Origin of the sequence: Streptomyces dangxiongensis, assembly GCF_003675325.1 — a bacterium.
GTDB lineage: Bacteria > Actinomycetota > Actinomycetes > Streptomycetales > Streptomycetaceae > Streptomyces > Streptomyces dangxiongensis.
The window spans coordinates 1955608-1977702 of sequence record NZ_CP033073.1; the positions used below are offsets into that span (position 1 = coordinate 1955608).

A 22095-nucleotide genomic window follows, 5' to 3' on the forward strand; every position below is an offset into this window, starting at 1 on the left:
GTCGGCCGGTCCGGGGCAACGCCGTCGCTTGCCGCTACCCGATCTCGATGCCCTTCAGGTACGTCGCGAAGTCCATCAGCCCCGGGTGCTCGGCGCGCAGCGCGGGAATGTCCGCGCTGTAGCCGTGCCGCTGGAACCACTCGAACATCAGGGCGATCTCCGGCGCGTTGGGGATGTACGGGCTGGCCGCCACCTTGTCCAGCGGGAGTTCCTCGAAGCGGGCCGGCAGACCGGTGCGCCCGGCGAACGCCTCGGCCACCTCGGTCGCCGTCAGCTCGTCCCCGGCCAGCTCCAGCGACCGCCCCAGATAGTCCTGCGGCCGCTCGAACGCCTCCGCGGCGAAGTGCGCGATGTCCGCGACGGCGACGAACTGCACTCGGGTGTGCGGCTTCAGGGCGAGCCGCACCACCAGCGTGCCGTCCTCCCGGGGCACGCCGTGGGCGGCGAAGTTGTCCATGAAGAACGCCGGGCGCAGCACGGTGTGCGGCACCCCGAGTTCGGCGAGATACCGCTCGATGCCCCGCTTGGAGTCGAAGTGGGGCACGCCGCTGTGCCGTTCGGCGCCGCCGACCGAGCTGTAGACCACGTGGGCCACGCCGGCGGCCAGGGCCGCCCTGGCCACGGCACGCCCCTGGCGGACCTCGCCGCCCAGCCCGGCCGGCGTCATGAAGGTCTGCACCGAAAAGACCCCGCGCACGCCGTCCATCGCGGCCCGCAGCGACGCCTCGTCGTTCAGGTCACCGCGGCGCAGGGTCACGCCGAGCGCCGCGAGCCCGCGGGCCGGCGGCGCGTCCGGGTCCCGCACCAGCGCCACCGTGTCCCTTCCCCGGCGCACGAGTTCGCGCGCCACGGCGCCGCCCTGGAGACCGGTGGCCCCGGTGACCAGGACCGGTCCGGCCGTCCTCGCACTCTCGCTCATACCGCACGTCCCTCCGGTCGGTCCGGCGCGAACAGCACCGCGTTCTCCACGGCCCATCGCCGGTAGGGGCGCGGCTCGCGTCCCGTGAGGTCGCGCACCGCGGTCGTCGGCCTCGACCAGGGCACCCCGGGGCTGTGCAGCGCGGCCACGTTGGTCACCGCGGCTGCGCGGTCGCCGGTGATCCCGGCGAAGACCTCCACCACCTCCTCGGCGGGCGCCACCGAGAAGTCCAGCTCCCGGCCCAGCACGTCGCCGAGGATCCGCGCCTGCTCGCGCGAGGTGAGCGTCTCCGGGCCGGTGAGCAGGTACGACCGGCCCTCGTGCCCGTCCCGGGTGAGCGCCGCGACGGCGGCCGAGGCGATGTCGTACTCGTCGACGGGCGCCCCGGGGTTGTTCCCGATCCAGCAGCGCACCGCGCCCCGCTCGCGCACGGTCCGGGTCCACCAGGAGGTGTTGGCGTGGAACGGGCCGGGGCGCAGGAAGGTCCAGGACGCGCCGGACCGCCGTACCGCCTCCTCGGCGGCCCGATGCTCGTCCGCGATGCCGTGCGGCAGCGGATGCAGGACGCTCGCCGACGACAGCAGCACGATCCGGTCCGTGCCCGCCCTCCTGGCGGCCTCCGCGATGTTGGCCGCCTCGCGCGCCACGTCCCCGGCGAGTACCACCAGCGCCACCGAGACGCCGGTGAACGCCTCGTCGAGCGAGGCGGGGTCGGCCGGGCTGCCTCCGACCATGTCGACTCCACCGGGCAGTTCGGCGTCCTCGGGCCTGCGGCTCAGCGCGCGGACGCCGTGGCCGAGTCCGAGGAGCTGCCGGATGGCCTCACGGCCGACCTTGCCGGTGGCTCCGGTGACCAGGATCATCCGTCAGGCCCTCCAGCCGCTGGGCTCGGGCCACGGCGAGCCGAGCTGCCGGTAGGTGCCCTGGTAGTCGGGCCAGTCACGGTGGTCGCGGATCCGGCCGTCGACGAACCGGATCAGATGGATCTGCTCACCCGAGAAGACCCGCCCGGTGGGAGCCATGCCCACGAGATCGCCGACATGCCGGCCGTAGAGCACGAGGTGGGCGCGGACCCAGTCGCCGCGCTCCTCGATCCGTACCTCTTCGAGGCGGGCCTCCTCGGAGAACGTCATCCGGAGCCATGTGACGGCCATCGCGAAGGACTCGGGCCCTCGCACATCCATGTGTTCCAACGCCGCCGGGTTCAGGTATTCCGGGTGTATGTATTCGGCGACATCATCGGTGACTCCGGTGTTGTACGCCCTTATCATTCGACGCACGGCATCAATCTGACCGCTCATCTCACTCCTTTCGGACCGCATGGGCTTTCCTGCAATCCTGCGGCAGCACATTGCCGCGAACAAGGCCCAGATGCCTTGCCCCACCGCGGATCCAAAACAGTTCGAGCGAGCGTCGAGCAATTCTCCACGCCCCGTCCGGCGGTCCTCGTTTCCGGGCCAGGACGATGAAACAAAGACACTTTCTTCCGCACGAGACGGAGTGAACGAGTGACGAGGGACACCGCCGCTTACAAAGCGAAAGTCACCGACGCCTTCAACGAGGCCGCGGCCATCTACGACCGGATGGGCGTGGAATTCTTCACGCCCATGGGCCGCCGGCTCGTCGAGCGAGCGGCACCGCGCCCCGGCGAGCGAGTGCTCGACATCGGGTGCGGCCTCGGCGCGACCCTGCTGCCCGCCGCCCGGCTGATCGGTCCGGCGGGCCGCGCCCTCGGTGTCGACATCGCCCCGGCGATGGTCGAGGAGGCCCGACGCGAGGCCGGGCGGCAGGGCATCGGCAACGTCGAGGTGCGGGTGATGGACGGTGAGCACCCGGACCTGCCGGCCCGCTCGTTCGACCTGATCCTCGGCAGCTACAGCGTGATCTTCCTGCCGGACGCGCGGGCCGCGCTCGCCCGTTTCGCCCGGCTGCTGGCCGACGGCGGCCGGATCGCCTTCACCAGCCCGGTGTTCGCCCGGGACACCTTCCCCTTCCTGCCACCGATGTTCACCGAGCTGATTCCGCTGGACCTGCTCCGGCACCTGCCCGAGTCCTGGCACCCGGAGCAGCTGCACCGGCAGTTGCACTCCTGGTTGGAGCACCCCGCCGACCTGACGGCGGCCCTGCGGCGGGCCGGGTTCACCGACGTGCGGATCGCCGACGAGCCGGTGCCGATGACCGCGGCCTCCGGCACGGCGTGGGTCGACTGGTCGCACACCCAGGGCATGCGCCTGCTGTGGCAGCACCTGCCCGGCGAGGAGGCCGCGGCGCTGCGGACCCGCCTGGTCACCGCGCTCGACGCGCTGCGCGAGGGCGACGGTCCGGTACGGATCGAAGTGCCGGTCCGGTACGTCACCGCGACGGTCGCCCGCTGACCCGGGCACGCACGAGAGCGGAGGGCCGGGATAGCCCCGGCCCTCCGCTCTCGTGCGTGCCCGGCCGCTCCGGTGCGCGCGACGGACGGCGGCGCCGGGGCCCACGGAGGGAACCGGCGCCGCCGCCCGCGCCCGCTTCAGGTCACCGAGAGCGCGCCGTCCACGGCCAGCACGGTGCCATTGGCGTACGCACCCGCTGGCCGGGTCAGCCGTACGATCCACCAGGCGATGTCCTCGGGACGCCCCACCCGGCCCGCCGGGATCCGCCCGGCCATCTGCGTCAGGAACCCCTCGTACGCCTCGGCGGGCATACCCGCCCGCACACCGACGCCGGTGTCGACCACACCGGGGGCGATGCCCACGCAGCGGATGCCACGCGGGGCGAGTTCCACGGCCCAGGTGCGGGTGAGGAAGTCGAGGGCGGCCTTGGCCATGCCGTAGACGGAGTTCTCCGGCCAGGCCCGGCGGCCGAGCGAGCCCGCCGAGCTGACGTTCACCACGGTGCCCCTGGTCGCCTCCAGTGCGTCCAGCGCACACTGGGTCAGGAACAGGGGGCCGACAAGGTTCGTGCACAACTGCGCCTCGACAGATGCCCGGTCGAGGGCGTCCAGCGACGCGAACCCGGTGACGGCCGCGTTGTTGACCAGGATGTCGATCCGGCCGAACTCCCGCAGGGCCGCCGAGACGATCTCCTCGGCGGCCTCGGGGGCCCGCACGTCGGCGGTGAGGCAGCGGATCCCGGCGTACCCGTCGGCGGTCTCCCGGAGCGTCTCCGCCGAGCGGCCGACGACCAGCACACGCGCCCCGTCCTCGTGGAACGCGCGCGCGGTGGCGCGGCCGATCCCGGTGCCGCCGCCGGTGACGACGACGGCCCGCTCCTCGCCGCCGGCCACGGTCTCACGCTTCGCCATGGGCCGGAGTCCTTTCCAGCGCCGGGCCCCTGGCCCGGAACGGGGAGATCACGCCGGTCATCGGAAGCAGACCGCGGTGTTGACACCCCGGATGACGGCCTGCTCCGCCTCCTTGGTGAAGTCCGCGCCGAGGGTGATCGACAACTGGACCCGGATCCCGAGGTCACGGGTGGTCGCCGCGAACGTGGCGTACCCGGGGATGCCCGCGCCGTGCCCCCACAGATCGAGGTCGTCATCGTTCTGGAGCTTCATCAGCCCGAGGCCGTAGCCGATGCCCATCGGCAGGTCTTTGATCATCTCGGCGGGCAGCGGAGTGGTCATCTCCTTGAACTCCGGCTCAGCGAGCAGTTCTCCGCCGAACAGACCGACCAGGAACCGGTCCAGGTCCGCCGTGGTCGAGATGATCTCGCCCGCGCAGCCGGCCTCGGAGGGGTTCATCAGGGTGACGTCCTCGGTACGGCCCGCGATCCGCATGTAGCCGTGGGCGTGCGGCCCGGGGATCTCCGGGGCGTCACCCGGCAGCGTGGTGTCCTTCAGCCCGAGCGGCTCCAGGACCCGCTCGCGGATCTCGTCCCGGTACGAGCGGCCGGTCACCTTCCCGATGAGCAGGCCGATGACGAAGTAGTTGGTGTTGCAGTAGGCGAACTCCTCCCCCGGCTCGAACTCCAGCGGCTTGCCGGCCGCGATGGCGATCAGCTCCTCGGGCTCGTAGTGGTTGTAGCGGTCGCGCAGGAAGCGGTCGCCCGGCTTCTGGAAGGAATCGGCGTAGTTGTACAGGCCACTGGTGTGCTGGAGCAGATTTCGGACGGTGATCCGCCCGCCCTGCGGCAGCAGCCCGGGGAGGTAGCTCTCCACGGTGCGGTCCAGCTCGATCCGGCCCTCGGCGACCAGTTGCAGCACCACCACGGAGACGAACGGCTTGGTGATGCAGGAGATCCGGAACCGGCCGTCCTCGGGCACCGGCCGGTCGGTGCCCAGTTCGGCGACGCCGGAGGTGACGACGAACGTGTGCTCCCCCCGGGTGACGCGGAACTGGACACCGGCGGCGCCCAGTTCGACGAGACGGTCGGCCGCGTGCTGGACCGCCTCCCTGTGGGCCGAGACCTGCGGAGTAGCGATGGTCGTCTGCGGCATGTAGGCACACCCCAATGTCGTATGGCGGTTGGTTGCTTCCCTCCACAGAAGCCTGGCGGCCCGCGATGGAGGCCCGGACGCGAGTCGCTCGAACCCCGCTCAGGCGAGGTCGTCGCGGGTCACCACGCGTGAGGCGACCCGGAGTTCGCCGACGACGCGGACCAGCACGTCGTCACAGACACAGACGCGGTGCACCTGCGACTCGCCGCCGGCCGGGGACGTGTACACGATGGCGTACGAACGCACGCGGACCGTGTCGTCCGGCTGCTCCGAGACGTCGAACATGCCGATGAAGTGGCGGTGCCGCGTGCCGCTCGCCGCCAGTTGGGCCGCGGTGCGTCCGGTGGCCGCGGCCAGGGCGGGCCGCCCGACCACCGGCTCGGGCAGCGTGGGCACCTCGAAGGTGGCGTCCTCGGTGAAGGTGGCGGCCCACCGCTCGCACTCGCCGAAGTCCAGCAACTGCATCTGGTGGGCGTAGAACTGCTGCACCTGCGCGTACAGGGCGCCGAACGCTTCCGCGTCCCGCGGCCGGACGGCGGCTCGGGCGGTTGTCGACTGCGTGGTCATGGACTTCTCCGTTCCCTCGTGTCCCGCGTTCTCCGCCACGGTCCGGGACCCGGGTCGAGCGGGCTTCGAGGACACCTCGAAGACCGCGTCTCAAGTGATGTTCGTGCGGCCTTCGAGCTGACCGGGACACGGTCGAAGCCACCATCGCCGCTCGGGAGGCAGACGAATGACGACAGTGACGAACCCGGTAGCCCTGGTCACCGGGGGCACGAGTGGCATCGGCCTGGCCGTGGCCCGGGACCTGGGGCGCCGGGGGAACCGTGTCTTCCTCTGCGCCCGCGACGGGGACAAGGTCGAGCGGACCGTCAAGGAACTGCGCGAGGAGGGCCTGGAGGTGGCGGGCGCACAGGCCGACGTGCGCTCCGCCGACTCCGTCGCGCTCCTGGTCCGCTCCGTGATCGACACCTTCGGCCCGGTCAACGTCCTGGTCAACAACGCGGGGCGCAGCGGGGGCGGCCCGACGGCCGGTATCACGGACGAGCTCTGGTACGACGTCATCGACACCAACCTCAACAGCGTCTTCCTGGTGACCCGCGCCGCGCTCACCACCGGCGGCCTGGCGGACGCCGGTTACGGCAGGATCATCAACATCGCCTCGACCGCCGGGAAGCAGGGCGTACTGCTGGGAGCCCCCTACTCCGCGTCGAAGCACGGTGTCGTTGGCTTCACCAAGGCGCTGGGCAAGGAACTGGCCCCGGCCGGCATCACCGTCAACGCCGTGTGTCCCGGCTATGTGGAGACCCCCATGGCCGAACGGGTCCGCCAGGGCTACGCGGCCGCCTGGGGCACCACGCAGGACGACGTACGGCAACGGTTCGAGGCGAAGATCCCGCTCGGGCGCTACTCGACTCCCGAGGAGGTGGCGGGCCTCATCGGCTACCTGACCACCGAACATGCCGCCTCCATCACGGCACAGGCGCTCAATGTCTGTGGCGGTCTGGGCAACTTCTGATCCGAAAGGGGCTTTTGGATGTCTGCCGAGCGAGTGCACCACGCCAGGCACGAGATCAACGTGGCCGCGCCGGCGAGCGTGGTCTACGGGATCGTCTCCGACGCGGTCACCTGGCCGCTGTACTTCCCGCCGAACGTTCACGTAGAGCAGCTGGAGTCCGACGGGCAGCGGGAACGGCTGCGCATGTGGGCCACGGCCAACGGCCGGACCACGTCATGGACCTCACGCCGGGAGCTCGACCCCGAGGCACGGCGGATCGAGTTCCGGCAGGAGCAGTCGGCGGCACCGGTGAAGTCCATGGGCGGGACCTGGATCGTCGAGCCGCGCGGCGCCGCGGCGTCGCGACTGGTCCTGCTGCACGACTTCACCGTGGCGGGCGATTCGGCGGACGACGTGGCGTGGGTGGAGCGTGCGACCGACACCAACAGCCGTGCCGAGCTGGGCAGTCTGAAGAAGCTCGCCGAGCGCTGGACGCGTCTGGGCGACCTCGCGCTGTCCTTCGAGGACTCCGTCCGGGTCGACGGACCGGCCGAGCCGGTCTACGAGTTCCTCTACCGGGTGCGCGACTGGCCGGACCTCGTGCCGCACGTGTCCCGGCTGGACGTGGTGGAGGACGAATCCGGGGTCCAGGTGATGTCGATGGACACCCGCACCGCGGACGGCTCCACACACACCACCGAATCGGTGCGCGTCTGCTTCCCGCATGCAGGGCGCATCGTCTACAAGCAGACGGTGACGCCCGCGCTGATGTCGGCCCACATCGGCGAGTGGCAGGTCGTCCCCGACGTGTCGGGCGTGACGGTCACCTCGCATCACGGTGTGGTCCTGCGCGAGGAGAACATCCCTCGGGTGCTCGGCGAGGGCGCCGGCGTCGCCGAGGCGCGCTCGTACGTGCGCGAGGCGCTCGGCCGCAACAGCACCGCGACTCTCAACCTCGCGAAGGAATATGCCGAGAAATACACAGAGGGCGCGACCAGGAGTGAAATTTCCCAAATAAAGCTCAACTAAGGATTCCGAAGAAGTCTGGCCGATTTCAGCGGCAGCAACGCCCGAGCTGACGGCGAACCCGAGTATCGAGGGCGTGAGTGGAGTATCGTCACACCGTGATGAGTTCTTGACTCATCTTTTTGACTCGGCGCCACAGCGCGGAGAGACGGGGAGAATTCATGGAGATCCAGCTTCTGGGTCCCTTCGGGGCGACCATACGAGGTGAATCCATCGTTCCCACGGCTGGGAAGCCGCGGCAGATCCTTGCCCTTCTGGCACTGCACCCGGGCAGGATACTACCGGTGTCCACCCTCATGGACGAGCTGTGGGGTACGGAACCGCCTGCGAGCGCACTGACCACGCTCCAGACGTACATACTCCAGCTCCGCCGCCGCCTGGGCACCGCCCTGGGGCCGGACGCGTTGAGCACGGCGAAGGACGTGCTCGCCACCCGGCACGGCGGTTATGTCCTCCAGATGGAGCCGGCGTGCACCGATGTGCGCCAGTACGAGCGCCTGGTGGCCTCCGCGCAGAGCGCTTTCGAGCAGAACCGGGACGAGGAGGCTTCCGCGACCTTCTCCAAGGCACTGTCCCTGTGGGAAGGCCCGGCGCTCGTCGACGTACCCGTCGGGCCGGTCCTGGAGATCGAGGTCATGCGACTGGAGGAGTCCCGCCTGGTCGCCACGGAGCGCCGGATCGACGCCGATCTACGGCTGGGCAAGCACTCCCGGCTGATCGCCGAGCTGTTCGACCTGATCTCCCGTCATCCGCAACACGAGGGCCTGCACTCCCAGGTGATGGTCGCCCTCTACCGCTCCGGCCGCCAGGCGTCCGCCCTGAGCGTCTACCGCGATCTGCGCACCCGGCTGATCGAGGAACTGGGCGTGGAACCCTCACCACAGCTGCAACGGCTCCACCAGGCCATCCTCACCGTCGACAGCCGCCTCGATCTCCTCACCGATGAACGCCGAGGCTCCACGTTCGACTTGTACGCGGCCTGACCACCCTTCCGGTCCCGGCTCTGCCGTCCTCAAGGGAACGGCGGAGCCGGCCGGATGCAGGGACCCTCGGAGGTCCGAGGTGGCGACTCGCTCGATGCGCACACCGGTCGTCGGAGAACCACCACCGAGCGCAGGACGTCGCCCGTGCGCATGCGGGCGACGGCGTCACCACCTCGTCCAGGGGGATGGTCTCGCTGACGAAGACATCGAGGCCCAGACGGCCCTCACACAGAGGTCGATGAGCATGAGGAAGTCACGCGAGGCAGCTCTGCCGCAGGGCTCCGGCGACAACAGGTCGCGGCAAAGCGCTCTTCACCCCCGCACCGTCTGCGTTTAAGCCGCAGGTGAAGACGCGTAGCGGAAGCCTACGAAGTGCTCCATGCGGAGCAATGCTCATGACTTGTGGATCAGCCCCCGGGCGGCGCGTGAAGGGCGTACCTTCCCGAGGGATCGATTGATGGTCATCGAGTAGGCCCGTGTTCGCAGCACGGGTCGGGAAGGCATGCCCGTGCTCAGCGTAGTCAACGAAGACGGCACCACCGCAACCGGTTCGCTGATCGACGAGATCGTGCGGGAAGGCGCCCGCCGGATGCTCGCCGCCGCTCTGGCGATGGTGTTCAAGCTGGCCGAAGCCGCCCAGGCCCGCTGGCGGGCGGTCACCGCACCCCACCTCGTCGCCCTCGTCCGGTCCGGCGCCCGCTTCGAAAACGGCCACCTCACCGAACGACCCGAAGCCGCCTGAACCTCGACTCACCCACCAGTATTGAAAATTACCCCGACCTGTCGCCGTATAGTCCAAGGCCCAAAGAAAAGACCTAACGCGCTACCCGACGGATTGAGCCCGACAAGTCGATTGACCCGCGCCATCTGGCCCCAGGACGACCACCTCACACTCCGTCAGAAACAGCGTCGAACGAGCGTCAAGACATTTCCCAAATCCGTCTCTGACGGAGTTGAGCAGAGCGTTCTGGACTCACACTCGCGCTGCTAAACCGCAGGTGAACCACGTGGCGGCTACCTAAAACAGGCTCCACGCGGTGAACTTCGGGAAACAGGTCGGGCACCACCGACCACATCTGGAAAACACAAGAAAGCCGCAGGTCAGACGCCCTTTGTCGCGGGCTCCAAAATCGCCACGCACTCCACGTGCGACGTCATCGGAAACAGATCGAACGCCCGGAGCGTCCGCACCCGGTATCCGCCCTCGCGGAAGTAGCCCAGGTCACGGGCGAGCGCGGCGGGGTCGCAGGCGACGTAGGCGATGCGGCGGGCGCCCAGGGTGGCGAGGTGGGCGACCGTGTTGCGGCCGGCGCCGGCGCGGGGCGGGTCCAGGACGATGAGGTCGGCCTCGGTGATGCCGGTGCGGGGCAGGACCGACTCGACCTTGCCCTGCTCGATGCGGACCCGGGGGAAGCCGGCCAGGTTGTGGCGCGCGTCCTCCACCGCCCGCTTGCCGGACTCGATGCCGAGGACCGCGCCCTTCTCGCCGAGGCGGTCGGCGAGGGCGCCGGCGAACAGGCCCACGCCGCAGTACAGGTCCAGGGCCATCTCGCCCTTGCGCGGCATCAGGCCCTGCATGACGGCCGTGACCAGGGTGTCGGCAGCCTTCGGGTGGACCTGCCAGAAGCCGCCGCTGCCGACGCGGTAGGTGTGGTCGTCGGCGCGCTCGCGCACGAACGCACGGCCGTGGACGCGGTGGATGCCGCCGTCGTTCTCCTCGACGCGCATGACGGAGACGGGCTTGTCCAGCTCGACGAGCGGCAGCCGGGCCCCGGGCCGCGGCTCCAGGATCACCATGCGGTCCTGGGACCCCGTCGCGGCGATCGCCTCCACGGAGGCCATGCCGGACCAGTCCCGCTCCTCGATGCCGAGTTCGCTGACGCCGGCCGCCGCGATCATGCAGTGGTCGATCGGTTCGACCTCGTGCGAGCGGTGGCGGCGCAGTCCGGCGTTGCCGTCGGCGTCCACCGCGTACTGCACGCGCGTCCGCCACTGCGGCACCTGACCCGCCGGGAGCTTGTCGCCCTCGGCCGGGAGGACCGTGCCGTCCCAGCCCGCCTCCTCGGGAGTGAGGCCGGCGAGCCGCTGGAGCTGTTCGGCGATCACGTCGGCCTTGAGGCGGCGCTGGGCGCCCGGCTTGGCGTGCTGCCAGTCGCAGCCGCCGCAGCGGCCGGGCCCGGCGAAGGGACAGGGGGCCTCGATGCGGTCCTTGGACGCCTCGACGATGCGCACCGCGTCGGCGCGGAGGAAGCGGGCGCCCTGCTCGCCCTCCGTCACCCGGGCCACGACCCGCTCGCCGGGCAGCGTGTGCCGGACGAACAGCACCTGTCCCTCGGACGTACGGGCGATGCAGTGGCCGCCGTGGGCGACGGGGCCGATCTCGACCTCGTACTCCTCACCCACCAGGGACGTGCTCGGTTCTGCCTGCATGGTGGGGTGACTCCAGATCGGGAAGCGGAAATGCGGCGCGGGGGCGGCCGCACACCGGTGTGCCGGACAACAGCCCACCAGTCTACGGCCTCCCCGCCCGGCCTCAGTCCTTGCCCGACGGCTCCTTGGCCCGCATGACGGCCGGCCCGCGCCGGACCGCGCCCGGCGCGTTCCACTCCTGCCGCTTGCGGGCGCGGGTCCGGGCGGCTTCGGAGGAGGCCAACTGGTAGGGGACGGAGGTGACCATCACGCCGGCCGTGAACAGCAGGCGGCCCTTCAGGCGCAGGGCGCTCTGGTTGTGCAGCAGGTGTTCGTACCAGTGGCCGACCACGTACTCGGGGATGATCACGGAGACCGCGTCGCGCGGGGACTCCTTGCGCAGGCTCTTGACGTACTCGATCACCGGGCGGGTGACCTCGCGGTACGGCGAGTCCAGGACCTTCAGCGGTACGTCGATCCCACGCCGCTCCCACTCCTCGCGCAGCGCCTTGGTCTCGGCCGGGTCCACGTTGACGGTGAGCGCCTCCAGGGTGTCGGAGCGCATCAGCTTCGCGTAGGCCAGGGCACGGAGCGTGGGGCGGTGGATCTTGGAGATCAGGACGACCGAGTGGACGCGGGAGGGGCGCACCATGTCGTCGCTCGGGCCCTCGGGGGCGGCGATCTCCTCGGCGACCCGGTCGTAGTGCTTCCGGATCGCGGTCATCGTCGCGTAGAAGATGCACATGCCGAGCAGGGCCACCCAGGCGCCGTGGGTGAACTTGGTGACCAGGACAACGACGAGCACCAGGCCGGTGAAGAACGCGCCGAACGTGTTGATCGCGCGGGAGCGGATCATGTGGCTGCGCTTGGCCGGGTCCTTCTCGACCGCGAGGTGGCGGTTCCAGTGGCGGACCATGCCGGTCTGGCTGAGCGTGAAGGACACGAACACGCCGACGATGTAGAGCTGGATCAGGCGGGTTGAGTCGGCGCCGTAGATGAACACCAGCAGCATCGCCGCTCCGGAGAGCAGCACGATGCCGTTGGAGAAGGCGAGGCGGTCGCCGCGGGTGTGGAGCTGGCGCGGCAGGTAGCGGTCCTGGGCGAGGATCGAGCCGAGCAGCGGGAAGCCGTTGTAGGCCGTGTTGGCGGCCAGGAACAGCACCAGCGCGGTGGCGGCGGCCAGGACGACGAACAGGAAGCTGCCCTTGCCGAAGACCGCCTCGGCGACCTGGGAGATCACCGGGTTCTGCACGTAGTCCCCGCCGAGCGGGACACCGTGGTGCAGCAGGTCGGTCGCGGGGTTCTCGGCCATGCGGACCTTGGTGGTCATGGCGAGCGCGATGATGCCGCAGAACATGGTGACGGCCAGCAGGCCCATCATCGCGAGCGTGGTGGCGGCGTTCTTCGACTTGGGCTTGCGGAAGGCGGGGACGCCGTTGGAGATCGCCTCGACGCCGGTGAGGGCCGCACAGCCGGAGGAGAAGGCGCGCAGCAGCAGGAAGACGAGGGCGAAGCCGGCGAGTCCCTGGTGCTCGGCCCTGATGTGGTAGTCGGCGGTCGGGGCGCGCATGGTGTCGCCCAGGAACAGGCCGCGGAAGGCGCCCCAGGCGATCATGACGAACACGCCGCCGACGAAGACGTACGTCGGGATCGCGAAGAGCTTGCCCGACTCCTTCACGCCGCGCAGGTTCATCAGCGTCAGCAGGATGATCACGGCGGCGGCGCAGAGCACCTTGTGCTGGACCACGTAGGGGATCGCGGAGCCGAGGTTCTCGATGCCGGAGGCGATGGAGACGGCGACGGTCAGCACGTAGTCGACGAGCAGGGCGCTGGCCACGGTCAGGCCGGCCTTGGGGCCGAGGTTGGTGGTGGCGACCTCGTAGTCGCCGCCGCCGCTCGGGTAGGCGTGCACGTTCTGCCGGTATGAGGCGACCACGGTGAACATCAGCACCACGACCGCGACGGCGATCCAGGGGCTGAAGTGGTACGCCGACACGCCCGCGATGGACAGGACCAGCAGGACCTCCCCCGGCGCGTAGGCGACGGAGGACAGCGGGTCGGAGGCGAAGACGGGGAGTGCGATGCGCTTCGGCAGGAGCGTCTCGCCCAGCCGGTCACTGCGCAGTGCGCGCCCGATCAGGATCCGTTTGGGCACGTCGGTCAGTTTGGACACGAGAGAGGATCGTAAGCCTTCGAACTGGCACCCGCCCACCCGGCATGCTCGATCTGCCTCACGAGTGAAATCGGGGGCGCACGGAACTGCGGATTCCGTGGTCAGGGTGCCCTCCGCGTCTGGATGGCAAACCCCGCCTGTCATCGCGCTCCGGAGGTGCCATGCCCGCGACCGCGGAGCTGATCGGGGCGGCGCTCGCCGTCGCCGGCCTCGGAATCCTGACCCTGTGCAGCGTGCGCAGCATCACTCGGCGGCGGATGCTCCCGGTCCCGGCACAGGGGTGCCGTCCGGGCGGCGCCCGTGTGTAGCTTTGGGCGTCGGTCTGAGACCCTGATGCTCAGCAGTAACTTTTGGACACCGGAAGGACGGTCGTGCACATCGTCATCATGGGTTGCGGAAGAGTGGGTTCCGCTCTTGCCCAGACCCTGGAGCAACAGGGACACACGGTCGCCGTGATCGACCAGGATCCCACCGCCTTCCGCCGGCTGGGCCCGGGATTCGGGGGCCGCCGGGTCACCGGCGTCGGCTTCGACCAGGACACCCTGCGCGAGGCGGGCATCGAGGAGGCCGGTGCCTTCGCCGCCGTCTCCAGCGGTGACAACTCCAACATCATCTCCGCGCGCGTGGCCCGCGAGATGTTCGGCGTGCAGAACGTCGCCGCCCGCATCTACGACCCTCGCCGCGCCGAGGTCTACCAGCGCCTGGGCATCCCCACCGTGGCCACGGTCCGCTGGACCGCCGACCAGATGCTGCGCCGCCTGCTGCCCTCCGGGGCCGAGCCGCTGTGGCGCGACCCCACCGGCGGGGTGCAGCTCGCCGAGGTGCACGCCTCCCCGAAGTGGGTCGGTCACAAGATCAGCAGGCTCCAGGAGGAGACGGGCGTCCGGGTGGCGTTCCTGACCCGCCTGGGCGAGGCGATCCTGCCCACCTCGCAGACGGTGCTCCAGGAGGGCGACCTCGTGCACGTGATGATGTGGACGGACGACGTGGAGAAGGTCGAGGCGGCGTTCGCCGGTGGCCCGGAAGAGGAGAGCGGTCACTGATGAGGGTCGCCATTGCCGGGGCCGGTGCCGTCGGCCGCTCGATCGCGGGCGAACTGCTCGAGAACGGCCACGAGGTCCTGCTGATCGACAAGGCGCCGACCGCCATCTCGGTCGAGCGCGTCCCGCAGGCGGAGTGGCTGCTGGCCGACGCCTGTGAGATCACCTCCCTGGACGAGGCGGCGTTGCAGCGCTGCAACGTCGTGATCGCCGCGACCGGCGACGACAAGGTGAACCTGGTCGTCTCGCTGCTCGCCAAGACGGAGTACGGCGTTCCGCGCGTCGTGGCCCGCGTGAACAACCCCAAGAACGAGTGGCTGTTCAACGAGGCCTGGGGCGTCGACGTCGCCGTCTCCACCCCGCGCCTGATGTCCGCCCTGGTCGAGGAGGCGGTGAGCGTCGGCGACCTGGTCCGCCTGCTGCGCTTCAGCCACGGTGACGCCAACCTGGTGGAGCTGACCCTGCCGGAGGAGTCGGCCCTGGCCGGCACCCAGGTCGGCGACGTGGAGTGGCCGCAGGACACCTCCCTCGTCACGATCATCCGCGGCACCCGCGTGCTGACCCCCTCCGGGGAGGACTCCCTGGAACCGGGCGACGAACTTCTCTTCGTGGCCGCGCAGGCCCGGGAGGAGCAGCTGGAGGAACTGCTGTCGGTACGCCGGGAAGAGGCCTGAGCCTCTCCCACGGCAGGCGGCCGGCACAGCCGGTGGCCGGTCCGGCGGCAGGCGATGGTACGGCGGAGGGCGCCCCTGATGTCAGGGGCGCCCTCCGCCGTCGTAGGACCTCGCTCACGCCTCCCGGCGGTGCCGCCCGCCCGTGGGCTCGCCGCTCTCCGCGGCCAGAGCGGTCTCGCGCTCCTTCCGCGCCTTCTCGGCCTGCTCCTCGGCCTCCATCTCCGCGAAGACGTCGATGGGAGCCGGCGCCTTGGCGAGGAAGACCCAGGTCAGCCAGACCGCCAGGAGGAACGGCGGGATCTTCAGGGCGATCAGGATCCAGCCGAGCTGGGTGGTGTCGGCCCACCAGTACAGCGGGAAGAGGACCGCGCACTTGGCGAGCAGGATCAGGCCCCAGGCCCAACTGGCCTTGGCGTACGCCTTCTTGCGGCCCGGGTTGCGGGTGCGCCAGGAGAGGTTCTCCTTGAAGACCGGGCCGAGGATCAGGCCGATCAGGGGCACACCGGCGAGGGTCGTGACGATGTACGCCACCGCCAGGCCCAGGGTGTAGATCATGCCCGGGAGGTAGAAGTCCTTGGCGTTGCCGGTGAACATCGCGAACACGACGCCGAAGGCCACACCGAAGACACCGCTGAAGGCGTGCTTGACGGTGTCCCTCATGGCCAGCCGGACCACGACCAGCACCAGTGACACGACCAGCGCGGCGATCGCCGAGAGGTGCAGGTCCTTGTTGATCGTGAAGATCGTGACGAAGAGCAGGCCCGGCACGACCGTCTCGACCATGCCGCGCACACCGCCGAACGCCTCGAACAGCGCGGCCTCGGTCACCGCGCGGGCGTCGTCCGGGCGGGGGCCGCCCGGCTCGTGCACGTCCGACGGGGGCTGGTCGGTGTCTTCGGTCGGCTTGTCGAGGGACGTCACCGGCTACTCCCGTCCGAGGGGTCGCAGTTCGTATTTCGGGTTGAACAGCACCCGGCGGCCCCGGCTCATCGAGATCCGGCCCGATGCGATCAGCTTGCGCCCCGGTTCTATGCCCACGATGGAACGCCTGCCGAGCCACACCACGTCCAGCGCGGCCGAGCCGTCGAACAGCTCGGCCTCCAGGGCCGGGACGCCGGCACGCGGGCGCAGGGTGACCGTGCGCAAGGTACCAGTTACGGTGACGATCTGCCGGTCACGGCAGTCGCCGATCTTCGTGCAGCCCGCCGTCTCGGCGTCCTCGCGCAGCTCCTCGGACTCCAGGTCCTCCTGCGACGAGGAGAGCCGGTCGAGCATGCGCCGGAACCGGCCGGCCGGCTTTTCGGAACGAGGAACAGCACTCATACCTGAAGCGTACCGGGGTGTGACGGCAGGACCGTAGCGCAGCTCGCTTCCCCGCGACCGTCCCGCACGGCGGACCACCGACGCCTGGTTCCTCCGCAGCCTCACTTCTCGAACCGGTAGCCCATGCCCGGCTCAGTGATGAAGTGCTTCGGGTGCGAGGGGTCCGCCTCCAGCTTCCTGCGCAGTTGGGCCATGTACACCCGCAGATAGTTGGTCTCGGTGCCGTACGACGGCCCCCACACCTCCTGGAGCAGTTGTTTCTGGCCGACCAGGCGGCCGGTGTTGCGGACCAGCACCTCCAGCAGGTGCCACTCGGTGGGGGTGAGCCGGACGTCCCGGCCGCCGCGGTCGACCTTCTTGGCGGCCAGGTCGACGGTGAAGCCCTCGGTCTCCACGGTCGTCAGGTCGTCCTCGCCGGGGCCGGCCGGCTCGGCCCGGCGGACGGCGGCGCGCAGCCGGGCCAGCAGCTCGTCCATGCCGAAGGGCTTGGTGACGTAGTCGTCGGCGCCGGCGTCCAGCGCCTCCACCTTCTCGTCGGAGGAGTGCCGCGCGGAGAGCACCAGGATCGGCACGCGGGTCCAGCCGCGCAGGCCCCGGATCACCTCGACGCCGTCCATGTCGGGCAGGCCGAGGTCGAGGACGACGACGTCGGGGTGGCGGGAGGCGGCGAGTTCGAGGGCGGCCCTGCCGTCGGAGGCGGCGTCGACCTCGTACCTGCGCGCCTTGAGGTTGATCACGAGGGCGCGCACGATCTGCGGCTCGTCGTCGACCACGAGCACCCGGGTCGTCATAGGACCTGCCTTTCCGGTTCAGCGATGTCCGCGTCCGCCGCGGGCCGCGGACCCCCGTCGTCCGCGGTGCCCGGATCCTTGCCGTCCGGGCTCGCGTCGCAGGAGCGGGGGCGCGGGCCCGCCGCGCGCAGGGTCAGCACCATGGTGAGGCCGCCGCCCGGCGTGTCCTCGGCGTCGAGGGTGCCGCCCATGGCCTCGGCGAAGCCCCGGGCGACGGCGAGGCCGAGCCCGACGCCGGCGCCGCGCGGGGCGTCGCCGTAGCGTTGGAACGGCTCGAAGATACGGTCCTTGGCCTCGTCCGGCACACCCGGCCCCCGGTCCACCACCCGCACCTCCACGCGGTCGGCGAGGGCACTGGCGGCGACCAGGACGCGCCGCCCGGGCGGGCTGTACTTGACGGCGTTCTCCACGAGGTTGGCCACCGACCGCTCCAGCAGTCCGGGGTCGACGGCGACCATGGGCAGCGTCTCCGGCACGTCCAGTCCGACGCTGCCCTCGGGTACGCCCCCGAGCGCCATCGGCACGACCTCGTCGACGTCGATCTCCCGGATCAGCGGGGTGACCGTACCGGTCTGGAGCCGGGACATGTCGAGCAGGTTGCCGACGAGGTGGTCGAGGCGGTCCGCGCCCTCCTCGATGCCCGCGAGCAGCTCCGCCTCGTCCTCCTCGGACCAGGCCACGTCGTCCGAGCGCAGGGAGGACACGGCGGCCTTGATGCCGGCCAGCGGGGTGCGCAGGTCGTGGCTGACGGCCGCCAGCAGGGCGGTGCGGATGCGGTTGCCCTCGGCGAGCGTGCGGGCCCGGTCGGCCTCCTCCCGCAGGCGCCGGCGGTCCAGCACGACGGCCGCCTGGGCGGCGAAGGCGGCCAGTACCCGGCGGTCCTCGGCGGGCAGCACCCGGCCGGTGAGCGCGAGTGCCATGTGGTCGCCGACGGGCATGTCGACGTCGGCGTCCTCGGGGCGTTCCAGCGGCGGCCCGAAGCCGGCGCGGCCCGCACAGGTCCAGGGAGCGACATCGCCCTCGCGCTCCAGCAGGGCGGCCGACTCCATGGCGAAGGTCTCGCGGACCCGCTCCAGCAACTCCTCCAGGCCGGTCTCGCCGCGCAGCACGTTCCCGGCGAGGAAGGAGAGGATCTCGGACTCGGCGCGCAGCCGGGCTGCCTGATGGGTGCGCCGGGCGGCGAGGTCGACCACCGAGGCGACCGACATGCCGACGCCGAAGAAGATGGCGATGGCGACGATGTTCTTGGGGTCGGCGACGGTCAGCCGGTGCAGCGGCGGCGTGTAGAAGTAGTTCAGCAGCAGCGAGCCGAGGGCCGCCGCGGCGAGGGCGGGCAGCAGGCCGCCGAGCAGGGCCGCGGCGACGGTGACGGCCAGGAACAGCAGCATGTCGTTGGCGAGGCCGAGGTCGACGGTGTTCAGCAGCACCGCGAGGACGGCCGGGCCGGCCAGACCGACGGCCCAGCCCTGGACGACCCGGGTCCGCCCGAGCTGCCCGCCGCGTGTGACGGGCAGTCCCCGGCCCTTGGCGACCTCCTCGTGGGTGACGATGTGCACGTCCAGGTCGGCGCCGGAGTCCCGGGCGACGGTCGCGCCGACGCCGGGTCCGAAGACGTACTGCCAGGGCTTGCGGCGCGAGGAGCCCAGCACGATCTGGGTGGCGTTGACACCGCGCGCGAAGTCGAGCAGGGCGGCCGGTATGTCGTCGCCGACCACGTGGTGGAAGGTGCCGCCGAGGTCCTCCACGAGGGTGCGCTGGACGGCCAGCTCCTTGGGGGAGGCGGAGGTCAGGCCGTCACTGCGGGCGATGTAGACGGCGAGGACCTCGCCGCCGGCGCCCTTCTCGGCGAGCCGGACCGCCCGGCGGATGAGGGTGCGTCCCTCGGGGCCACCGGTCAGGCCCACCACGATCCGCTCCCGCGAGCCCCATATCGCCGACACCCGGTGCTCGCTGCGGTACGCGGTGAGGCTCTCGTCGACCCGGTCGGCCACCCACAGCAGCGCCAGCTCGCGCAGGGCGGTGAGGTTGCCGGGGCGGAAGTAGTTGGAGAGGGCCGCGTCGACCTTGTCCGGCTGGTAGATGTTGCCGTGGGCCATGCGGCGGCGCAGGGCCTGCGGGGACATGTCGACCAGCTCGATCTGGTCGGCCCGGCGTACCACCTCGTCGGGGACTGTCTCGCGCTGCCGTACGCCGGTGATCGACTCGACGACGTCGCCGAGTGACTCCAGATGCTGGATGTTGACGGTGGAGACGACGTCGATGCCGGCGGCGAGCAGCTCCTCCACGTCCTGGCGGCGCCCGGCGTTGCGGGAGCCGGGGACGTTGGTGTGGGCGAGTTCGTCCACGAGGGCGACGGCGGGCCGGCGGCGCAGCACGGCCTCGACGTCCATCTCGTCGAAGGCGGCGCCCCGGTACTCCAGCCGCCGCAGCGGCACCTGCTCCAGGCCGTGCAGCAGCGTCTCGGTACGCGGCCGGCCGTGGTGCTCGACGAACGCGACGACGCAGTCGGTGCCCCGCTCGATCCGGCGGTGCGCCTCGGCGAGCATCGCGTAGGTCTTGCCCACGCCGGGTGCCGCACCCAGGTAGATCCGTAGCTTGCCGCGTGCCATGGCCTCATTGTCTTCCCGTGCCCGTCGCCTACGCAGCGTCGACCCTATGGCCCGCCATCAGGGCGGACCGCACGGAATGGGGCGACGACGGGCAACTTTGACGCAACCCTGATGAGCACGTCGGGGCACGTCCCCGGAGGCAGGCGGACGACGGGCGGTCCCCGGGAGGCCGCGGAGACCGCGCGGGCTGTCCTCGACGGCGCACCGAACACAGCGCGCACAGCGGGCCGTACCCCCTCGGGGGCACGGCCCGTGTGTCACGGCTGAAGGCGGTCGAGCGGCTAGCGGACCTCGGTGATCTCCGGTCCGCGCTGGAGGTGTCCCATCCCGCCGGAGAAGCGTGAGCCCTCCTCCTGCTGGACACCCTCGGGAACCATCTGGGCGTCGTTCGGCAGCTTGAGGACGATGGGGTCGCGCGGGGCCATCGGGCCCTCGCCGCGGACCACGACCGTGTCGCGGAAGATCTGCTCCAGGAGCCCGGCGGCCTGCGGCTGCACGGCGCCCTGGCCGGAGATCACACCGCGCAGGAACCAGCGCGGGCCGTCCACACCGACGAACCGGACGACCTGGAAACCGCCGGTGCCGTCGGGTAGCTGCACCGGGACCTGGGCGCGCAGCTCCCAGCCGAGCGGGCCCTCGACCTCGTCGACGATGCCACCCTGCTGGGTGATGCCGCTGCCGATCTCCTCGCGGACCTCGCCCCAGATACCCTCGCGCTTGGGTGCGGCGAACGCCTGGAGCTGGATGGCGCTGTCGCGCAGTACTACAGTCGCGGCGACGATCGCGTCACCGGCGACCTCGACCCGCAGCTCCATGCCGTCGACGCCCGGTACGAACAGACCGCCGAGGTCGACGCGGCCCTCGGCCGGGTCGCGCACCTCGCCGCTGTCCCACGGCCCGTCGGGCCGGGGCCCGGGCTCCAGCCGGAGACGCTGTCGCTCGCGCCCGGCCTCCTCTTCGTCCGCCTCGGTCCCGACGCTGTCGACGACCTGCTCGGCCTCGCCGGCCGCTTCCTCGGCGGCACCCTTCTTGTTGCGACGTCCGAACACGTCACTGTCCTTCCCGGTCGGATACGACCGAAGCGTATCGATTCCCACCCGTCGGACCGCCCTCGGCGGCCTGACCGCTTGTGCCGCTCTCGCCGCCCACCGCGGCATGGCCACCGGTGGACCCGAAGCCCCCTTCGGCCCGCGCGGAGCCGGGAAGTTCCGCGACCTCCTGGAAGCGGACCCTCTCGACCTGCTGGACGACCAGTTGGGCAATCCGGTCGAAGCGCTCGAACCGCACGCTCTCGCGCGGGTCGAGATTCACCACGATCACCTTGATCTCTCCACGGTACCCGGCATCGACCGTCCCCGGGGCATTCACGAGGGCGACACCGCAGCGGGCGGCGAGGCCGGATCGCGGATGCACGAAGGCCGCGTACCCGTCGGGCAGGGCGATCGACACCCCCGTGGGCAGGACGGCCCGTTCACCGGGCCCCAGCGCGCACGCCTCGGTGGTGCGCAGATCGGCTCCGGCGTCCCCGGGGTGCTCGTACGCCGGAAGCGGTACGTCCGGATCGACCCGCCGGATCTGCACATCCAGGGGAGCGCGGCCGGCGGGGCCCGCCGCGGTCACGGGTTCACCTCGAAGGCACGGGCACGGCGGATCTGATCGGGATCCTCCATGGCCGCCCGGATCTCCTCGCCGCGGCCGTGGTCGATGAAGTGGCCGACCTCGACCTCCACGAAGAGGGCGTCGGCGCGGACGGCGACCGGTCCGTCGGGGCCGCCGATGCGTCCGGTGGCGGTGCAGTAGATCTTCCGCCCGGCGACGGCGGTCACCTCGGCCGCCAGGTGCAGCGTGGTGCCGACCGGGACGGGTCGCACGAAGTCCGTCTCCAGCCGTCCCGTCACGGCGATGGTGCGCAGCAGCCAGTTCAGCGAGCCGAGGGTCTCGTCCAGCGCCGTGGCCAGTACTCCGCCGTGCGCGAGGCCGGGGGCTCCCTGGTGGGCGGGCTGGACGGTGAACTCGGCGGTCAGCGTGACGCCCTCGCCGGCGCGGGCCTCCAGGTTCAGTCCGTGCGGCTGCCCCGGACCACACCCGAAGCAGTGCTCGTAATGGGCACCGAGAAGCTCCCCGGGCGCGGGCGCGTCGGGATGCCGTACCGGTTTCACCGCGTCTGCGGGAGGCTGAAGAGCTGCGGAACTACCACTCACAGCCGCAGACCTTACCCGTGCGTCGGCCC

The 22095-nt window shown here is 70.9% G+C and carries 22 protein-coding genes and 1 pseudogene; 8 read left to right on the top strand and 15 right to left on the bottom strand.

Features of this window, described 5'->3' with window-relative positions:
• Positions 1-34 precede the first annotated feature (34 nt).
• Genes D9753_RS08640 through D9753_RS08650 form a run of 3 tightly spaced genes read right to left on the bottom strand, consistent with a single transcriptional unit; the run spans position 35 to position 2271 of the window.
• The gene (locus tag D9753_RS08640; protein WP_121786470.1) at positions 35-919 is read right to left on the bottom strand and encodes an NmrA/HSCARG family protein; all 885 of its coding nucleotides are present in this window, start codon (positions 917-919) and stop codon (positions 35-37) included.
• Positions 916-1782 carry an SDR family oxidoreductase gene (locus D9753_RS08645; RefSeq protein ID WP_121786471.1) on the bottom strand — a complete coding sequence of 289 codons (867 nt, stop codon included), beginning with the start codon at positions 1780-1782 and terminating at the stop codon, positions 916-918. Before D9753_RS08645 ends, D9753_RS08640 begins: the two co-directional genes overlap by 4 nt.
• 3 nt (positions 1783-1785) lie before the next feature.
• Positions 1786-2271: an ester cyclase gene (locus tag D9753_RS08650; RefSeq protein ID WP_338058008.1), complete on the bottom strand. Its 486-nt coding sequence runs from the start codon at positions 2269-2271 to the stop codon at positions 1786-1788.
• Positions 2272-2427: 156 nt separating this feature from the next.
• On the opposite strand from D9753_RS08650, the gene D9753_RS08655 reads away from it, so the two are divergent.
• Positions 2428-3294 (top strand): class I SAM-dependent methyltransferase, encoded by an 867-nt coding sequence (locus D9753_RS08655; RefSeq protein WP_121786472.1) that lies wholly within the window; start codon positions 2428-2430, stop codon positions 3292-3294.
• 137 nt (positions 3295-3431) lie between these two features.
• Here the strand turns inward: D9753_RS08655 and D9753_RS08660 are convergent, their stop codons facing one another.
• From D9753_RS08660 to D9753_RS08670, 3 genes are all read right to left on the bottom strand, one after another.
• Positions 3432-4205: an SDR family NAD(P)-dependent oxidoreductase gene (locus D9753_RS08660; protein WP_121786473.1), complete on the bottom strand. Its 774-nt coding sequence runs from the start codon at positions 4203-4205 to the stop codon at positions 3432-3434.
• A 57-nt stretch (positions 4206-4262) separates the two neighbouring features.
• Positions 4263-5339, bottom strand: a complete 1077-nt coding sequence (locus D9753_RS08665) for a serine hydrolase domain-containing protein (RefSeq protein ID WP_121786474.1) — start codon at positions 5337-5339, stop codon at positions 4263-4265.
• A 99-nt stretch (positions 5340-5438) separates the two neighbouring features.
• Positions 5439-5906: an aromatic-ring-hydroxylating dioxygenase subunit beta gene (locus tag D9753_RS08670; protein ID WP_121786475.1), complete on the bottom strand. Its 468-nt coding sequence runs from the start codon at positions 5904-5906 to the stop codon at positions 5439-5441.
• Between the two features lie 166 nt (positions 5907-6072).
• Between D9753_RS08670 and fabG the strand changes: the two genes are divergently transcribed.
• From fabG to D9753_RS39675, 4 genes and pseudogenes are all read left to right on the top strand, one after another.
• The gene (gene fabG, locus D9753_RS08675) at positions 6073-6858 is read left to right on the top strand and encodes a 3-oxoacyl-ACP reductase FabG (RefSeq protein ID WP_121786476.1); all 786 of its coding nucleotides are present in this window, start codon (positions 6073-6075) and stop codon (positions 6856-6858) included.
• Positions 6859-6876: 18 nt separating this feature from the next.
• Positions 6877-7866, top strand: a complete 990-nt coding sequence (locus tag D9753_RS08680) for an aromatase/cyclase (protein WP_121786477.1) — start codon at positions 6877-6879, stop codon at positions 7864-7866.
• Between the two features lie 158 nt (positions 7867-8024).
• Positions 8025-8846, top strand: a complete 822-nt coding sequence (locus D9753_RS08685) for an AfsR/SARP family transcriptional regulator (RefSeq protein ID WP_121786478.1) — start codon at positions 8025-8027, stop codon at positions 8844-8846.
• A 595-nt stretch (positions 8847-9441) separates the two neighbouring features.
• Positions 9442-9588 (top strand): annotated as a pseudogene (locus D9753_RS39675) (IS256 family transposase); the annotation flags it as partial.
• 359 nt (positions 9589-9947) lie between these two features.
• Here the strand turns inward: D9753_RS39675 and D9753_RS08695 are convergent.
• Together D9753_RS08695 and D9753_RS08700 are read right to left on the bottom strand one after the other, a co-directional pair.
• Complete coding sequence (locus tag D9753_RS08695; RefSeq protein ID WP_121786479.1) at positions 9948-11276, bottom strand: class I SAM-dependent RNA methyltransferase; 1329 nt, start codon at positions 11274-11276, stop codon at positions 9948-9950.
• Between the two features lie 103 nt (positions 11277-11379).
• Positions 11380-13428 carry an APC family permease gene (locus D9753_RS08700; protein WP_121786480.1) on the bottom strand — a complete coding sequence of 683 codons (2049 nt, stop codon included), beginning with the start codon at positions 13426-13428 and terminating at the stop codon, positions 11380-11382.
• 161 nt (positions 13429-13589) lie between these two features.
• Between D9753_RS08700 and D9753_RS36455 the strand changes: the two genes are divergently transcribed.
• The 3 genes from D9753_RS36455 to D9753_RS08710 all read left to right on the top strand — a co-directional run bounded on the left by D9753_RS36455 (position 13590) and on the right by D9753_RS08710 (position 15142).
• Positions 13590-13736, top strand: a complete 147-nt coding sequence (locus tag D9753_RS36455) for a hypothetical protein (protein ID WP_163010659.1) — start codon at positions 13590-13592, stop codon at positions 13734-13736.
• Positions 13737-13799: 63 nt separating this feature from the next.
• The gene (locus D9753_RS08705) at positions 13800-14471 is read left to right on the top strand and encodes a potassium channel family protein (RefSeq protein ID WP_121786481.1); all 672 of its coding nucleotides are present in this window, start codon (positions 13800-13802) and stop codon (positions 14469-14471) included.
• The gene (locus D9753_RS08710; protein ID WP_121786482.1) at positions 14471-15142 is read left to right on the top strand and encodes a potassium channel family protein; all 672 of its coding nucleotides are present in this window, start codon (positions 14471-14473) and stop codon (positions 15140-15142) included. Before D9753_RS08705 ends, D9753_RS08710 begins: the two co-directional genes overlap by 1 nt.
• A 114-nt stretch (positions 15143-15256) precedes the next feature.
• Here D9753_RS08710 and D9753_RS08715 read toward each other — a convergent pair whose 3' ends face one another.
• From D9753_RS08715 to D9753_RS08745, 7 genes are all read right to left on the bottom strand, one after another.
• Positions 15257-16063 carry a DUF3159 domain-containing protein gene (locus D9753_RS08715; RefSeq protein ID WP_394346695.1) on the bottom strand — a complete coding sequence of 269 codons (807 nt, stop codon included), beginning with the start codon at positions 16061-16063 and terminating at the stop codon, positions 15257-15259.
• A 3-nt stretch (positions 16064-16066) separates the two neighbouring features.
• Positions 16067-16465 carry an OB-fold nucleic acid binding domain-containing protein gene (locus D9753_RS08720; RefSeq protein ID WP_093474051.1) on the bottom strand — a complete coding sequence of 133 codons (399 nt, stop codon included), beginning with the start codon at positions 16463-16465 and terminating at the stop codon, positions 16067-16069.
• 101 nt (positions 16466-16566) lie between these two features.
• Positions 16567-17256, bottom strand: a complete 690-nt coding sequence (locus tag D9753_RS08725) for a response regulator (RefSeq protein WP_121786483.1) — start codon at positions 17254-17256, stop codon at positions 16567-16569.
• Positions 17253-19865: a sensor histidine kinase gene (locus D9753_RS08730; protein WP_121786484.1), complete on the bottom strand. Its 2613-nt coding sequence runs from the start codon at positions 19863-19865 to the stop codon at positions 17253-17255. The genes D9753_RS08725 and D9753_RS08730 overlap by 4 nt, the downstream gene beginning before the upstream one ends.
• A 281-nt stretch (positions 19866-20146) precedes the next feature.
• Positions 20147-20914, bottom strand: a complete 768-nt coding sequence (locus tag D9753_RS08735; RefSeq protein WP_121786485.1) for a DUF3710 domain-containing protein — start codon at positions 20912-20914, stop codon at positions 20147-20149.
• 1 nt (position 20915) lies between these two features.
• Positions 20916-21485: a dUTP diphosphatase gene (dut, locus tag D9753_RS08740; RefSeq protein WP_121786486.1), complete on the bottom strand. Its 570-nt coding sequence runs from the start codon at positions 21483-21485 to the stop codon at positions 20916-20918.
• Entirely contained in the window at positions 21482-22066 is a 585-nt protein-coding gene (locus D9753_RS08745; protein WP_121786487.1) for a PaaI family thioesterase, read from the bottom strand. Before D9753_RS08745 ends, dut begins: the two co-directional genes overlap by 4 nt.
• Between the last annotated feature and the right edge of the window lie 29 nt (positions 22067-22095).

What these genes read in the sequence shown, in the direction of transcription:
- D9753_RS08660 (WP_121786473.1), bottom strand. Translation starts at nt 4,205, where the DNA reads ATGGCGAAGCGTGAGACCGTGGCCGGCGGCGAGGAGCGGGCCGTCGTC.
- D9753_RS08730 (WP_121786484.1), bottom strand. Translation starts at nt 19,865, where the DNA reads ATGGCACGCGGCAAGCTACGGATCTACCTGGGTGCGGCACCCGGCGTG.
- D9753_RS08650 (WP_338058008.1), bottom strand. Translation starts at nt 2,271, where the DNA reads ATGTGCTGCCGCAGGATTGCAGGAAAGCCCATGCGGTCCGAAAGGAGT.
- D9753_RS08710 (WP_121786482.1), top strand. Translation starts at nt 14,471, where the DNA reads ATGAGGGTCGCCATTGCCGGGGCCGGTGCCGTCGGCCGCTCGATCGCG.
- D9753_RS08670 (WP_121786475.1), bottom strand. Translation starts at nt 5,906, where the DNA reads ATGACCACGCAGTCGACAACCGCCCGAGCCGCCGTCCGGCCGCGGGAC.
- D9753_RS36455 (WP_163010659.1), top strand. Translation starts at nt 13,590, where the DNA reads ATGCCCGCGACCGCGGAGCTGATCGGGGCGGCGCTCGCCGTCGCCGGC.
- D9753_RS08685 (WP_121786478.1), top strand. Translation starts at nt 8,025, where the DNA reads ATGGAGATCCAGCTTCTGGGTCCCTTCGGGGCGACCATACGAGGTGAA.
- D9753_RS08695 (WP_121786479.1), bottom strand. Translation starts at nt 11,276, where the DNA reads ATGCAGGCAGAACCGAGCACGTCCCTGGTGGGTGAGGAGTACGAGGTC.
- D9753_RS08725 (WP_121786483.1), bottom strand. Translation starts at nt 17,256, where the DNA reads ATGACGACCCGGGTGCTCGTGGTCGACGACGAGCCGCAGATCGTGCGC.
- fabG (WP_121786476.1), top strand. Translation starts at nt 6,073, where the DNA reads ATGACGACAGTGACGAACCCGGTAGCCCTGGTCACCGGGGGCACGAGT.
- D9753_RS08645 (WP_121786471.1), bottom strand. Translation starts at nt 1,782, where the DNA reads ATGATCCTGGTCACCGGAGCCACCGGCAAGGTCGGCCGTGAGGCCATC.
- D9753_RS08665 (WP_121786474.1), bottom strand. Translation starts at nt 5,339, where the DNA reads ATGCCGCAGACGACCATCGCTACTCCGCAGGTCTCGGCCCACAGGGAG.
- D9753_RS08680 (WP_121786477.1), top strand. Translation starts at nt 6,877, where the DNA reads ATGTCTGCCGAGCGAGTGCACCACGCCAGGCACGAGATCAACGTGGCC.
- D9753_RS08640 (WP_121786470.1), bottom strand. Translation starts at nt 919, where the DNA reads ATGAGCGAGAGTGCGAGGACGGCCGGACCGGTCCTGGTCACCGGGGCC.
- D9753_RS08720 (WP_093474051.1), bottom strand. Translation starts at nt 16,465, where the DNA reads ATGAGTGCTGTTCCTCGTTCCGAAAAGCCGGCCGGCCGGTTCCGGCGC.